11 protein-coding genes and 1 riboswitch are annotated in these 13,735 nt (G+C 65.1%); of the genes, 6 read left to right on the top strand and 5 right to left on the bottom strand.

Translation table 11 applies throughout. The features are described 5' to 3' along the window. Positions 1-17: 17 nt before the first annotated feature. From ENE74_RS03585 to ENE74_RS03565, 5 genes are all read left to right on the top strand, one after another. The gene (locus tag ENE74_RS03585; RefSeq protein WP_127689237.1) at positions 18-2,648 is read left to right on the top strand and encodes a putative bifunctional diguanylate cyclase/phosphodiesterase; all 2,631 of its coding nucleotides are present in this window, start codon (positions 18-20) and stop codon (positions 2,646-2,648) included. A 124-nt stretch (positions 2,649-2,772) separates the two neighbouring features. Then, positions 2,773-3,342 (top strand): hypothetical protein, encoded by a 570-nt coding sequence (locus ENE74_RS03580; protein WP_127689236.1) that lies wholly within the window; start codon positions 2,773-2,775, stop codon positions 3,340-3,342. Between the two features lie 3 nt (positions 3,343-3,345). Beyond that, positions 3,346-4,053 (top strand): COG3904 family protein, encoded by a 708-nt coding sequence (locus ENE74_RS03575; protein ID WP_127689235.1) that lies wholly within the window; start codon positions 3,346-3,348, stop codon positions 4,051-4,053. Positions 4,054-4,118: 65 nt separating this feature from the next. Further along, complete coding sequence (gene lepA / locus ENE74_RS03570) at positions 4,119-5,924, top strand: translation elongation factor 4 (protein WP_127689234.1); 1,806 nt, start codon at positions 4,119-4,121, stop codon at positions 5,922-5,924. Between the two features lie 62 nt (positions 5,925-5,986). Further along, the gene (locus tag ENE74_RS03565) at positions 5,987-6,514 is read left to right on the top strand and encodes a DUF3833 family protein (RefSeq protein WP_164847363.1); all 528 of its coding nucleotides are present in this window, start codon (positions 5,987-5,989) and stop codon (positions 6,512-6,514) included. Positions 6,515-6,527: 13 nt separating this feature from the next. Here ENE74_RS03565 and ENE74_RS03560 read toward each other — a convergent pair whose 3' ends face one another. Together ENE74_RS03560 and ENE74_RS03555 are read right to left on the bottom strand one after the other, a co-directional pair. Next, on the bottom strand, positions 6,528-7,307 hold the full coding sequence (locus ENE74_RS03560) for an ABC transporter ATP-binding protein (protein WP_127689232.1): 780 nt from the start codon (positions 7,305-7,307) through the stop codon (positions 6,528-6,530). Next, positions 7,301-8,287 (bottom strand): FecCD family ABC transporter permease, encoded by a 987-nt coding sequence (locus ENE74_RS03555; RefSeq protein WP_127689231.1) that lies wholly within the window; start codon positions 8,285-8,287, stop codon positions 7,301-7,303. The genes ENE74_RS03560 and ENE74_RS03555 overlap by 7 nt, the downstream gene beginning before the upstream one ends. A gap of 129 nt (positions 8,288-8,416) precedes the next feature. On the opposite strand from ENE74_RS03555, the gene ENE74_RS03550 reads away from it, so the two are divergent. Next, positions 8,417-9,211, top strand: a complete 795-nt coding sequence (locus tag ENE74_RS03550; RefSeq protein ID WP_127689230.1) for an ABC transporter substrate-binding protein — start codon at positions 8,417-8,419, stop codon at positions 9,209-9,211. A gap of 33 nt (positions 9,212-9,244) precedes the next feature. On the opposite strand, the gene ENE74_RS03545 is transcribed toward ENE74_RS03550, so the two are convergent. The 3 genes from ENE74_RS03545 to ENE74_RS03535 all read right to left on the bottom strand — a co-directional run bounded on the left by ENE74_RS03545 (position 9,245) and on the right by ENE74_RS03535 (position 13,717). Continuing rightward, on the bottom strand, positions 9,245-11,179 hold the full coding sequence (locus tag ENE74_RS03545; protein WP_127689229.1) for a TonB-dependent receptor plug domain-containing protein: 1,935 nt from the start codon (positions 11,177-11,179) through the stop codon (positions 9,245-9,247). Between the two features lie 182 nt (positions 11,180-11,361). After that, positions 11,362-11,586: riboswitch (cobalamin riboswitch) on the bottom strand. 95 nt (positions 11,587-11,681) lie between these two features. Beyond that, entirely contained in the window at positions 11,682-13,394 is a 1,713-nt protein-coding gene (locus ENE74_RS03540) for a cation acetate symporter (protein WP_241241802.1), read from the bottom strand. Then, a complete protein-coding gene (locus ENE74_RS03535; RefSeq protein WP_127689554.1) occupies positions 13,391-13,717 on the bottom strand; it encodes a DUF485 domain-containing protein in 327 nt (108 codons plus the stop codon). The genes ENE74_RS03540 and ENE74_RS03535 overlap by 4 nt, the downstream gene beginning before the upstream one ends. Positions 13,718-13,735: the final 18 nt, after the last annotated feature.

Raw genomic sequence — 13,735 nt, 5'->3', positions numbered from 1 at the left:
AGGGCAATAGCATTGCCATGGCTATTTCCCGTGCATTGCTGAATCGTCCGTCGCGCACGCACGGCGCGTCATTGATGATGGCGCTGGGCCTGTCGGAAAGTCGGCACGACGCGCCGCCCTTGTGGATCGGCACCGCCATTCAGTCGATCGCGCGGCTGTGGCCCGTCATGATCCTGGGGCGTGTGGTCGCGACGCTGGCGGGCGGCATGTTCCCGCCGATGGCGACACTGGCAACGGCCCCGGTGCTGGGCGCGCTGGTGCTCGTGCTGGTGACTGACGCGCTGCTGTGCGCGGGATTCAGGCTGTCGCGCTTTTGCGGCCTGCGCCCGCATGTCCAGATGCGACTGACGCTGGCGGTGATGATGCTGTCGGGCGCGGCATTCAGCTTTCTGCTCGTCTTGTTGAGCGGTCCACTGCCGGATGGCGGACGGGCCGTGTCCGCCGCGGCGTCCAGTGCGGCCATGCTCGCCATCTGCATCTGCGGCAGTCGGCGGGTGCTCGGCCTGGGCTACATCGCGGGCACCGGCGCCGTGATAGCCGCCAGTCAGGGCGGACTGACGCTCTGGGGCATTCTCGCCATGCTGCTGTTGGCGATCGGTGCGATCACCCTGTGGCAGGCGCGTGCCGACCAGCATAGGTTGCAGGCGCGCCACGCCCGCGATTATCGCGGGCGACGGGCGGAGGCCCTGGTGCGCGATCATGAGCTTTCGGGCCGCGGGTGGTTCTGGGAAACCGATCGCAACGGCAAGATCAGCTATATTTCCGAAACGCTGGCGCGCAGCCTGGGCACGACGTCCGAAGGGCTGGTCGGCAAGCCGCTGGTCGATCTGGTCGGCCGGGGCGAATGGCAGAAGGGCGACGGCGAGCGGACTCTTGGGTTCCATCTTTCCGCCCGCACGGCCTTCATCGATATTCCCGTACATGTGAAGCGCGGCGAGGAGGATCGTGCCTGGGCCATTTCCGGGCAACCGATCGTTGATGATTATGGCCAGTTTCAGGGCTTTCGCGGCAGCGGCGCGGACCTGACCGAAATGCGCCGCAGCCAGGCGGAGGTGAATCGCCTCGCCCAATATGATTCGCTCACCGGCCTTGCCAACCGCGTACAGATGATGCGGACGCTAGAGCAGGCGGTGCTGGGCAATCGCGGGCTGCCGGGCGAGTGCGCATTGTTCCTGCTTGATCTCGACCGGTTCAAGGGCGTCAACGACACGCTGGGCCATCCGGCGGGCGACCAGTTGCTGCGCAATGTCAGCCAGCGGCTGCAACAGGTGATCGGCGAGCGCGGCCGTGTCGGACGCCTGGGTGGCGACGAGTTCAAGGTTGTGCTGCCCGGGGCGACCGACCGGCGGATGCTTGCGACGCTGGCCGATGCCGTCATCGCATCGCTGTCCCAGCCTTATGCGATCGATGGCCACCAGGTGGTGATCGGCGCTTCGGTCGGCATCGCCCTGTGCCCCGCAGACGGCGTCACGACCGATGCGCTGATCCGCAATGCGGACCTTGCCCTCTATGCCGCAAAGGGCGATGGGCGCGGGGTGCATCGCTTCTACGCGGCGGACATGCATGCCGATGCCGAGGACCGGCGGCAGCTTGAGCATGACCTGCGCCAGGCGCTGGCAGCGGACGGGCTGCGTCTTGTCTACCAACCGGTCGTGAGTGCCGCGCAGGAGCGGATTTCGGGGTTCGAGGCGCTGTTGCGCTGGGAGCATCCGGTGCGTGGCGCGATTTCACCGGCCGACTTCATTCCGATTGCGGAGGACGCGGGTCTTATATCGCAGATCGGTGAATGGGTGCTGCGCACGGCCTGTCGCGATGCCGCGATCTGGCCGGAGGATATCAAGGTCGCGGTCAACGTGTCGCCGATTCAGTTCGCCAATCCCGCCTTTCCGGGCATTGTCGTCAGCGCGCTGGCAAGCGCCGGGCTGGCGGCGCAGCGGCTGGAACTGGAAATCACCGAAAGCGTGTTCCTGAACGACGATGCCGACAGCGACGCCATGTTCGCGCGGTTGAAGCAGATCGGTGTCCGGCTGGCACTTGACGATTTCGGCACCGGCTATTCCTCGCTCGGCTATCTCAAGAAAGCGCCATTCGACAAGATCAAGATCGACCAGAGCTTCGTGCGCGGCGCGGCGATCGCGGGCAGTCGCAACAGCGCGATCATCAAATCGATCGTCAGCCTGGCCGAGGCGCTGTCGATGGATACCACGGCCGAAGGCGTGGAAACGCATGATGAACTGACGCTGGTGCGCAGCCTTGGGTGCAGCCATGTGCAGGGCTATATCTACGGCAAGGCGCAGGACGCGCTGGCCACCATGGAAATGCTGCGTGCGGTCGGCACTCTGGCCGAAGCGGATGGTTTCCGGTCCAGCCGACCGGTGCGCAAGTCCATGTTCCGTTCGGTCGCGGTGCTGCACGACGGGCATCGCTATACCGGCCGCATCCGCAATATCTCGTCCACCGGCGCGCTGATCGAAGGATTGTGGAATGTGCCGGACGGCACCTGTTTCCGCGTCGAGCTGGCCGAAGGCTATGTGCTGGAGGCGCTGTGCCGGTGGTCGGTCGAGGACCGCATGGGCATCGAGTTTCTGGTGCAGGCCGATCTGGAGCGGATGCGCGCGACCGTCCCGCAACGCGCGCTGGCGTCCTGAGGCATATCCGACGCGTCCGGGCGCACATGCTGTGACAGCCGTCACTGTGGACTGGATGCCGCGCCGCTAAGCGCCTATACAGCCGCTGAAGCGGGGTTTGACGGAGGATCAAGGGAGCGACATCATGCGAGCCGGCACGTCCATATCCGCAATTGCCGTGGTGGCCGCGCTCGCGCTCGCCATGCCGCAACCCGTCTCGGCCCAGTTTGGCCTCATCCGCGACGTAACGCGTGGCGCGCGCGACACCAGCAGCAGCAGCGACAGCAAGTGCAAGACCGAAGGTGGCAAGAAGGGCAAGAACATGCTGGGCAGCGTGCTCGGCGGTATCGCCGGACGCACCGCCAGCCGTGCGGGTCTGAGCAGCTATGTCCCGGTCGCGGAGTTCAGCGACACGCTGTCCGAAGCCATCGCCTGCCGCCTCGATCCGCAGGAGCAGGAGCAAGCCGCAACCGCGACGACCCAGGCCGTCGAACAGGCTGAACGGTCGGGCAGCGCCGGCGAGGCGGTTGCCTGGGAAAGCGGCACGCGCGCCAATGTCTCCGGCACCTCGACCGTCAATTCGTCGACCCAACTGGCCGACGGCAGCAAATGCATGATGGTGACCGACGTCGTGATTGTGGAAGGCGAGGAAACCCGTGTGCAAAAGCGCATGTGTCGCGGCCCTGGCCAGCCGCGCTATGTGTTGCAGGCCTGACATATGACCTTCCGTCGGATCGGCGCTTTGATCGCGGGATTGCTGCTGACCGCCGCCGGTGATCCGGCCGTTGATCCCAAGAATCCTACATGTCCGCTCAATCCCGACTGGTCGGCCAACAAGACGATGCAGTTGACGGTACGCAACCAGGGCGGAATGAAGGTGCTGCTGGCGGAAGGGGCGATCGACAACGGCCTTATGCCCCGTCTGTTTCAGGTGCTTCAGAAAAATCCCGACATCGGCGAAATCTGGTTCCGCTCCCCCGGCGGTGTCGCGACCGTCGGCAATGAGGCGGGGCGCCTCATCCGCAAGAGCTACCCCAATGTCGTGACGCGCATTCCGAACGGATGGGCCTGTTTTTCCGCGTGCAATTTCATGTTCATGGGCGGCACCGTGCGGATCGTCGAGCCGGGCGGGTTGTATATGGTCCACATGTTCACCCATGTCGGCGACCGGGCGGCAGTCAGGCAGGAAATACAGGAAGATGCCGACAGCGCCGTCGACATGATCGGCGATATCGAGCAGAGTTCGGCGTTGCTGGCGAGCGACGATAACGACTTTCTGATCCGCATGGGCGTATCCCGCAAGCTGCTGACCGAAGTGATGTACCGGCAAAAGGCGATCGCAGGATCGGGCGACGATCAGTCCACGCGTCGCTGTCTGACGCAGGACGAACTGTTCCGGTACAATGTCGCCAACGCCAGCGACTGAGGGCGCAGACGGCCTATCTTAGTGCGCCTGCTGACAGGGGCGCGGCTTGCTGCTATCGGCGCTGCATGACTGAACTTGGCCGCATCCGTAACTTCTCCATCATTGCCCATATCGACCATGGCAAATCCACCCTCGCCGACCGGCTGATCCAGCGGTGCGGGGGGCTGACCGACCGTGAAATGTCGGCACAAGTGCTTGACAACATGGACATAGAGAAAGAACGCGGGATCACGATCAAGGCGCAGACCGTGCGGCTTGATTATACCGCGGCGGACGGGCTGCTCTATGAGTTGAACCTGATGGACACGCCGGGGCATGTCGACTTCGCCTATGAAGTGTCGCGCAGCCTTGCCGCGTGCGAAGGCGCGCTACTGGTGGTCGATGCGGCGCAGGGGGTGGAGGCGCAGACGCTCGCCAACGTCTATCAGTCGATCGAACATGACCATGAGATCGTGCCGGTCATCAACAAGATCGACCTGCCCGCCGCCGAGCCGGAAAAGGTGAAGGCGGAGATTGAGGAAGTCATTGGCCTCGACGCGTCGGAAGCCGTACTGGCCAGCGCCAAGGCCGGGATCGGCATCGACGAAATCCTCGAAGCGATCGTGAAGAAAATCCCGCCGCCCAAGGGCGATCGCGATGCGCCGCTGGAAGCGATGCTGGTCGATAGCTGGTACGACCCCTACCTGGGCGTGGTCATCCTGGTACGCGTCGTCAACGGCGTGATCAAAAAGGGACAGCATATCAAGTTCATGATCGGCGGGACCGATCATCTGATCGATCGTGTCGGCTGCATGCGGCCCAAGATCGAGACGCTGGCGGAGATCGCGGCGGGCGAAATCGGCTTCATCACCGCGCAGATCAAGGATATCAGCCAGACGCGGGTGGGCGACACGATCACCACGGTCAAGAACCCTGCCGCCGCACCGCTTCCCGGGTTCAAGGAAGTGCAGCCGGTGGTGTTTTGCGGGCTTTTCCCGGTCGATGCGGCGGATTTCGACAAGCTGCGCGATTCGATCAGCAAATTGCGGCTCAACGATGCGTCGTTCAGTTTCGAGATGGAAAGCAGCGCGGCCCTGGGTTTCGGCTTTCGCTGCGGGTTCCTGGGGCTGCTGCATCTGGAAATCATCCAGGAACGGCTGACGCGCGAATATGATCTCGACCTCATCACCACTGCGCCGTCGGTGGTGTACAAGATTCAGCTTACCCACGGCAACGGCGAGATCGAGCTGCACAATCCCGCCGACATGCCCGATCCCACCAAGATCGCCGACATCGAGGAACCGTGGATCGAGGCGGTCATCTACTGCCCCGACGAATATCTCGGCTCGATCCTGAAACTGTGTCAGGACCGGCGCGGCATCCAGAAGAACCTGACCTATGTCGGCGGTCGCGCGCAGGTGACCTATGAACTGCCGCTCAACGAAGTGGTGTTCGACTTCTACGATCGCCTGAAATCGATCAGCCGCGGCTATGCCAGCTTCGACTATCACCAGATCGGCTATCGCAGCGGCGACCTGGTGAAGATGAGCATCATGGTGAATGCCGAGCCGGTCGATGCGCTGAGCATGATCGTGCATCGCGGCAGCGCGGAAACGCGCGGGCGCGGCATGTGCGAGCGGCTGAAGGACCTGATCCCCCGCCACCTGTTCAAGATCCCCATTCAGGCGGCGATCGGCGGCAAGGTGATCGCGCGCGAGACGATCGCGGCGATGCGCAAGGATGTGACGGCCAAATGCTATGGCGGTGACATCAGTCGCAAGAAAAAGCTGCTCGACAAGCAGAAGGAAGGCAAGAAGCGGATGCGCGAATATGGCAGCGTGCAAATCCCCCAGGAAGCCTTCATCGCCGCACTGCGGATGGGGGAGGAATAGGGGACGTGCATGGGCCATTGTGCCCTGTCGCCCGCCTCGCTACTCTGCCGCCCATGTCGTTCATGCCCTTGCACATACGGCCGGGGTTCGTCCTGCGGCATGTCGCCCTTTTTCTGATGGGGGCGGCGGCGGTCGCGACCGTCGTGCAAGCGGCCAGCCCGGCCCGCCGTTTCGATCCGGCGGCCTTCTTCTCCGGGCGGACAGTAGGCGATGCGCAGATCAAGATCATCATGCGGCGTGCCCATGGCATGCATGTCGAAAGCACCGGGAAAGTCGAGGCGGACGGTACGCTGTCTGTGCGGCAGGTGGTGGCCGAAGAAGGCAAGCCGGTGAAAAGCCGTGCCTGGCGCATCCGCGAGGTCGCACCGGGCCGCTATGAAGGTTCGTTGAGCGACGCCGTCGGGCCGGTGACAGGGACGCTGGAAAACGACGTGCTGCGTCTGCGTTTCGCGATCAAGGGCGGGATGAAGGCGGAAAATGTGCTGCGCCTGCGCTCCGACGGCCAGTCGGTGCATAATGTGATGACGGTGCGCAAGTTCGGCATCACGGTGGCGACGCTGGACGAGATCATCCGCCGCGTCGGGGATTGATGGACAGGCCGGATCAGTCCGCCCGCGCGCGCAACGGCACCACGGCCGCCTGGCCTTCTATCGCCCCGGTCCACACGCGCATGCGATAGACAGCGGCAATGCGCTGCGCTGTGAGCACCTGCTCCGGCGCTCCATCGGCGACCAGGCGGCCTTCGTCGAGCAGCAGCACCCGGTCGCAGAAGCGCGCCGCCATCGACAGGTCGTGCAGCACCGCAACGACCAGCGTGCCCGCAGTGGCCTGCGCGCGCAGCAACTCCATCACCTCCATCTGATGCCCTGGATCGAGCGATCCCAGCGGTTCATCGACGATCAGGGCAGGTGCTTCGACGGCGAGGGCGCGGGCGAGCAGCGCGCGGGCGCGCTCGCCGCCGGAAAGCTGCGTCGCATCGCGCGCGCGCAGATGCGCGATGTCGGTGCGTCGCAGGGCGCGATCGATCGCCGCCTGATCCTGCGGGCCTATCGCGGAAAAGGGCGCGAGATGCGGCAGGCGGCCCAGCGCCACCAGCCGTTCGACGGACAGCGGCCAGTGCAGCACCTGCCCCTGCGGCAGATAGGCGACGCGGCGCGCAATCGCGGCGTCGGGGATCGTCGTGATGGGTTGCCCGTCGATCAGGATGCGCCCGGCGGCGGCGGGCACCAGGCCGCGCATGGCGCGGACCAGCGTGGACTTGCCCGCGCCATTGGGGCCGATCACGCCGACCAGTGAGCCCGGTGCAAGGGTCGCGCTGATGCCGTGCAGCACGGCGCGTCTGCCCAAGGCGACATCGAGCGATTCGATCGAGAGAGTCACCACAGCCGCCGCTCCCGCAACAGATGGACGAGAAATATGGGTACGCCGAGGAAGGCGGTGACGACGCCCAGCCGCAGCTCGCTGCTCGCAGGGATGAGGCGCACAGCGACGTCCGCGAGCATCAGCAACGCCGCGCCGCCCAAGGCCGACGGCAACAGGATGGCACCCGGGCTGCGGTCGGTCAGCGGGCGGACGAGATGCGGTACGATCAGCCCGACGAAGCCGATCGCGCCGGACACGGCGACTGCTCCCCCGACGCCGATCCCGACGCCCAGCAGCAGGCGTGCGCGCAGCCGCGGCAGGCTGACGCCCAGCGACCGGGCGCTATCTTCACCCAAGGTCAGCGCATCGAGCGCACGGCCGTTCCACAGCAGCAGCGCGAGGCCGATGCCGATGCAGGGGAGGGCGATGCGGACATGGTCGAATGCGCGATCCTCCAGCGATCCCAAGAGCCAGCTCGTGATCTCCATCGCCGCGAAGGGATTGGGCGAGAGGTTGAGCGCAAGGCTGATCCCGGCACCCGCCAGCGTGGAGATGGCGATGCCCGCGAGGATCAGCGTCAGCGGGCTTTCGCTGCGCCCGGCGAAGGCGAACAGGGCGGCCAGCGCGATCAGCGTCGCGCCGATCGCGGTGGCGGGAAGCAGGACGGGATGCAGCGTCGCCAGCCCGAAATAGAGTGCGATGACGGCACCCAAAGCGGCGGCGCTCGACGCGCCGAGGACGGACGGTTCGGCCAGCGGATTGCGCAGATAGCCTTGCAGCGCCGCCCCCGCCGCGCCCAGCATGGCGCCGACCGCCAGGCCCAGCAGCGCGCGGGGCAGGCGCAGCTCGAACAGGATGATGCGCGCGACCGGATCGTTCGCGCCGGTCAGGGCGGCCAACAGGCGCGCGGGCGGCAGGGGTGCGGTGCCGACAAGCAGCGAGAGGATCACGGCGATGGTACAGAGGAGCGCGAGAGTGGCGAGCAGGGCGGGGCGAGTCATGGCCGGGCGTTCTCCTGCGGAGGCAGGAGTGCAGCGCGGCTTGGTGCGGTGCGTGTGGCCCTGGATTCCTGCTTTCGCAGGAACACGGGATAACTTGCCTGAAAGCCCACCCCACGCCAATACACCCGCATGAACCGCCTGATCCTTGCCCTTCCCCTGCTGGCCCTCACCGCCGCATCCGCGCCGCCGCCGAAGCGGATCGTGTCATTGAACCTGTGTGCCGACCAGTTGCTGCTGGCATTGGCCGACCGGGGGCAGATCGCCGCGCTCACACCGCTGGCCCGCGACACCGCCATGTCGGCCGAAGCGGCCCGCGCAAAGGCGTGGCCGGTGGCGAAGGGCGGCGCGGAAAATCTGTTGATGCTGAGGCCCGATCTGGTCATCACCAGTCCCTATTACCGGATTGCACCGCAGGCCAGCGGCACCTATCGCACCCTGTCGCTGCCCGAAGCGAACAGCTATGCCGACATTCGCGCGCAGGTGATGCAGGTTGCGCAGGCCATCGGCCATCCCGAACGCGGTACCGCGCTGCTGCGGCGGATGGATGCGGACCTGGCCAGCATTCCGAAACTGTCGCGCCCGCCGGTCGCGGCCTACTGGCAACGGCGCGGCTATATGACCGGCACGGGCACATTGGTCGATGATCTGATGCAGCGCGTTGGGCTGCGCAATCTGGCGGGGGTGCTGGGCAAGCCGGTGCTGTCCCGTCTGAGCGTGGAAGAAATGGTCGTGGCCCGGCCAGATTATTTGATCGTGGAGACGGCGACGGACGTGGTGCAGGACAAGGGCACCGAAATGCTCCACCATCCCGCACTGAAGGCGATGCCGCGCCTGCGCCTGCCCGAAGCGTGGACCGTGTGTGGCGGGCCTGCCTATGTCCGCGCGGCGCAGAGCCTTGCCGCGCAACTCCGCCCCCGCCGATAAGGCGAGAGCGGAGCAGGCAAGGCAGCGTGACGATCAAAGGCTGATCTTCACGCCCGCATAGGCGGCTTCACCGGCCGAAACGGCACTGAAGATTTCCTCATAGCGTTCGCCCAGCGCATTTTCGATGCGACCAAAGACGCTGATCCGCCGACTGACGGCGTAGCTGGCCGACAGATTGACCAGCACATAATCCTTCAGCGTCACCGTCAACGGCACGAAACTGGGATCGGTGAAAGCGAGGTCGGTCTGGCGCCCGTTGTACCGCGCCGTGAACGTGGCGGAGAACCGCTCGTCGGTGCTGAACAGCGTCGCGTTCAGACTGGCGACATGCTTCGGGCGGCGCACTTCCCGCGTGTCGTTCTCGCGGGCTTTCAGCCAGGTGTAGGCTGCATCCACCTGTATCTGCGGGATGGGCCGGGCGGCTATCGTCGCTTCCAACCCCTGCTGTTTCGATCGGGTGGTGCGGTTGCCCGGTGTCGCGACGAAAGTCGGCGGCAGGAAAGTGGTGAAGATTTCATCGTCCAGCCGACTGTCGAAATAGGTGACGCCGAAGGTCGCCTGCTCGTCGCCAAGGGTCTGAACGATACCCGCTTCCCAGCCTTTCGACTTTTCCGGTTTCAGATCGGGATTGCCGATATAGCGTCCGTCGGAAAAGCCGTAGAGTTCGAAATAGCCGGGATTCTTGACGCCGGTGCCATAGGCGCCGTGCACACGGGTGCCGGTGGCGAGCGCATAGCTGCCCTGCGCCCGCCAGGTCGTGACATCGGCGAAGCGGTTGTTCTCGTCCCGCCGTATCGATGCGCCGAGCGCCAGCGCATCGTTGATCGTCACGTCATATTGCGCGACGAGGCCCAGATTGTCCGTCCGCCGCTTGCCGGTGAAGGCGAAAGGCGAAGGCGTGATGTTCTGGAACTGCTCCCGCTCCACGTCGACCGCGCCGGTCAGGCGGTGGGCGATGGCGTCGCTGCCGAAACGGATCGTGCTTTCGAGCGAACCCTTGTACCGCTGCCCCTTGTTGCCGAAATCGAGCGTGCCGGACTGAAAGCCCTTGCGCGTCGTATCGGCAAACTGGCCGGACAGCGCCGTCGTCCATCGGCCGTCGAGGGCCGAAAGATCGGCACGGAGCAGGCCGTAGAATGCCGTGTTGCGGAAATCGGTGCCGGGACTGTCCACGATCTGGCCAAAGCGCGGGCTGCGCGTATCGTTCTCGCTGTTGTTCGTGTCCGCCTGAGTCAGGCTGTAGCGGCCGACAGCGGTCAGCTTCAAGGCATCCGATGCCGTGAACATCAGCTTGGCCGATGCGCCCACACTGTCCGATCCGATATCGCGGATGCCGCCCCGTGCCGTTGGCGTGCCGTCCGTATGGTTCCACGATGACGCCAGCGCATAATCGATCGCGCCGGACACGCCCGCGATTCGCGCCGCGCCGTTGAACGTGCCGAACGATCCGCCCTCGGCGCGCAGGCGGATGCCCGGCGCGCTGCTTCCCGTCGCCGTGATATACTGGATGACGCCACCGATGGCGTCGGAGCCGTAGAGCGAGGATTGCTGGCCACGCAGCACCTCGATGCGGGCGGCATCGTCGGCGATCAGCGTCGCGAAATCATATTCGCCCTGATAGGGATCGGACACTTCGATACCGTCGATCAGCACGAGGACATGGTTCGCCTCGCTGCCGCGGACACGGACCTGCGTCAGCCCGCCGACGCCGCCGGTGCGGCTGACGGCAAGGCCCGGCACGTCGCGCAATATATCGGAGATGACGCGCGTCTGCCGTTGTTCGAGCTGTGCGCCATCCAGCACGGTCACGGATGCGCCGAGCAGGCGCGTGGCAATCGCATCGCCGGAGCGGGAGGCGGTAACGACGATGCGGTCGTCCGCTTGCGCAGCGGGATCGGCAGAAGGGTCCTGCGCAAGGGCAGGGCTGGTGATGGCAAGGGCCAGCACGGACGCAAGGGTGATTTTCATGGCAATATTCATCCCGCGGCGTCGCATGAGCGACTGGCCGGAGCGTCCGCGCGAACGGTCGGCGCACACGCGGGAATGGACGCCGCAGCACCCCCGAGCACGCGCCGATGCGGCCCCGGCCGCTTCGGTTCGTCGCTCAGACGGAGAACTACCGTGCCCTGACCAATCCCTGAGTCAAAGCAAGAGCGACCGGTGCGCTGGCAGGTCTCCTGGCTCACGGGTCATCGTTTGACGCACACCTTCCCAGGGATCGCTCCCCAGTGGCTGCCCCCTCCCGCATGGGGAAGAAGCGCGTGCATCGCACTCTCCGCTTACAGTTGCAGGGACAGCGGTGGATTTGGCGGGGTAAGCCGCCGCACCACATTCCCTTTCAAGCCCTTTCGGGCACCGGCGCGATCACGCCGCTGCATGTGATGCAGCGACGCCGTGGTCATTACGCAACTTCAGGGGAAAGGCAAACTCAATACGTCACCCCGGCGAAGGCTGGGGTGACGGAAAGAAACTAATGATCCGACGCCGCATGCGCCCCGACGCCCGTTTCCGACCGGATACGCTGCGCCGCGTAGCCCGCTTTGTCGATCGCCGCACGCGGGCCGCGGTCCAGCAGCGAAATGAGCCAGATCGACAGGAATCCGGCTGGTACGGAGAACAGCGCAGGTGAGGAATAAGGGAAAGGGGCATCCGCCAGACCCAGTACCTTTTCCCAGATCGCGGGCGATAGCACGGTGAGAGCGAAAGCAGTGAGCAGGCCGATTGCGCCGCCCCATGCCGCGCCGCGCGTTGTGCATCCCTTCCACAGCAGCGACAGGATCAGTACCGGAAAGTTGCCGGATGCGGCCAGCGCGAAGGCGAGGCTGACCATGAAGGCGACGTTCTGTTTCTCGAATGCGATGCCCAGCAGGATAGCGACGGTGCCGAGCGCCAGCGTCGTGATACGCGACACCCTGAGCTCATCGGCCGAGCTTGCCGCGCCGCGCCGGACGACGGTGGCATACAGATCATGGCTGACCGCCGACGCGCCGGAGAGTGTCAGCCCTGCGACCACGGCAAGGATGGTCGCGAATGCCACCGCGGAAATGAACCCCAGGAACAGGTCCCCGCCGATGGCGTGCGCCAGATGCATCGCCGCCATGTTGCCGCCGCCGCGCAACGCGCCGTCCGCATCCAGATAGGCGGAGTCCGTTGCAACCAGCACGATCGCGCCAAAGCCGATGATGAAGATGAGGATGTAGAAATAGCCGATCCATGTGGTTGCCCACAGCACCGACTTGCGCGCTTCCTTCGCATCCGGAACGGTGAAGAAGCGCATCAGGATGTGCGGCAGCCCGGCTGTGCCGAAGATCAGCGCAAGTCCCAGCGATAGGCCCGATACCGGATCCTTGATGAAGCCGCCCGGCCCCATGATCGCGCGGCCCTTGACTGCGGCGTCCGCGGCATTTGCCCCATCGGCGGCGGCAAGGCCTGTCTTCACCTCGACTGCACGGGCGAACAGCGCCTCGGGTGAAAAGCCGAATTGTGCAAGGACCGATACGGCCATGAAGGTCGCCCCGGACAGCAGCATGACAGCCTTGATGATCTGCACCCATGTCGTCGCGCGCATGCCGCCGAACAGCACGTAGAGCATCATCAGCACGCCGACGACGATCACCGCATAGCTGTAGGGCAGGCCGAACAACAGTTTGATGAGCTGCCCCGCGCCGACCATCTGGGCGATGAGGTAGAAGGATACGACAAGCAGCGTGCTGCCCGCAGCGAAGCTGCGGACCGGCGGCTGCGCAAAGCGATAGGAGGCGACATCGGCGAAAGTGTATTTGCCAAGGTTACGCAGCCGTTCCGCCATCAGGAACAGCAGGATCGGCCAGCCGACCAGAAAGCCGGTGGAGTAAATGAGGCCATCATAGCCATCGACGAAGATCTGCGCCGAAATGCCAAGGAAGGACGCGGCGGACATATAGTCGCCCGCCATCGCCAGACCATTCTGGAAACCCGTGATGCCGCCGCCCGCCGTGTAGAAATCGCTGGCGGTGCGGGTGCGCGCGGCGGCAGCCTTGGTAATCCAGAGCGTCAGCAGCACGAACAGGCCGAACATGCCGATCGCCACCCAGTTGGTGGGCTGCTGCTGGGTCGATCCGGTCAGTGCATCGGCCAGCGCGGGTGCAGGCGCGATCAGCAAGGCAGCGGCGATGACGCGCATCGGGAACAGTGGGGGCCTCATGCCGGTGCCCGACTTTGCGCCTGTGCCTGCGCGAGGATCTGCGCCATTTCGCGATCGTACACGCTGTTGCTGCGCCAGACGTAGAGACCCGTCAGCATGATTGCGAACAGGATGAGGCCCATGCCGATCGGCACACCGACGGACGTTACGCCTGCGCCAATGGGCGAGGCCATCCAAGCCTTTTGAAACGCCATCAGCAGGGTGAAGGCTGTGAATGCACCCAGAATGATGACCGCCAGCAGCCAGCCGAGCCGCGATCGCCTGCGCACCAGGGCATGATAGCGCGGATCGGCGTCCAGTCTGGCTATCACATCGTCGTGCATCATCGTCCCTTTGGCAAC

The organism is Sphingobium algorifonticola (genome assembly GCF_004005485.1).
Taxonomy (GTDB): Bacteria; Pseudomonadota; Alphaproteobacteria; order Sphingomonadales; family Sphingomonadaceae; genus Sphingobium; species Sphingobium algorifonticola.
The sequence above is the reverse complement of the archived record's forward strand: the minus strand, read 5'-3'. Positions and strand labels throughout refer to the sequence as shown.

What these genes read in the sequence shown, in the direction of transcription:
- ENE74_RS03555 (WP_127689231.1), bottom strand. Translation starts at nt 8,287, where the DNA reads ATGACTCGCCCCGCCCTGCTCGCCACTCTCGCGCTCCTCTGTACCATC.
- ENE74_RS03580 (WP_127689236.1), top strand. Translation starts at nt 2,773, where the DNA reads ATGCGAGCCGGCACGTCCATATCCGCAATTGCCGTGGTGGCCGCGCTC.
- ENE74_RS03575 (WP_127689235.1), top strand. Translation starts at nt 3,346, where the DNA reads ATGACCTTCCGTCGGATCGGCGCTTTGATCGCGGGATTGCTGCTGACC.
- ENE74_RS03540 (WP_241241802.1), bottom strand. Translation starts at nt 13,394, where the DNA reads ATGAGGCCCCCACTGTTCCCGATGCGCGTCATCGCCGCTGCCTTGCTG.
- ENE74_RS03550 (WP_127689230.1), top strand. Translation starts at nt 8,417, where the DNA reads ATGAACCGCCTGATCCTTGCCCTTCCCCTGCTGGCCCTCACCGCCGCA.
- ENE74_RS03545 (WP_127689229.1), bottom strand. Translation starts at nt 11,179, where the DNA reads ATGAAAATCACCCTTGCGTCCGTGCTGGCCCTTGCCATCACCAGCCCT.
- ENE74_RS03565 (WP_164847363.1), top strand. Translation starts at nt 5,987, where the DNA reads ATGCCCTTGCACATACGGCCGGGGTTCGTCCTGCGGCATGTCGCCCTT.
- lepA (WP_127689234.1), top strand. Translation starts at nt 4,119, where the DNA reads ATGACTGAACTTGGCCGCATCCGTAACTTCTCCATCATTGCCCATATC.
- ENE74_RS03535 (WP_127689554.1), bottom strand. Translation starts at nt 13,717, where the DNA reads ATGCACGACGATGTGATAGCCAGACTGGACGCCGATCCGCGCTATCAT.
- ENE74_RS03585 (WP_127689237.1), top strand. Translation starts at nt 18, where the DNA reads ATGGCTATTTCCCGTGCATTGCTGAATCGTCCGTCGCGCACGCACGGC.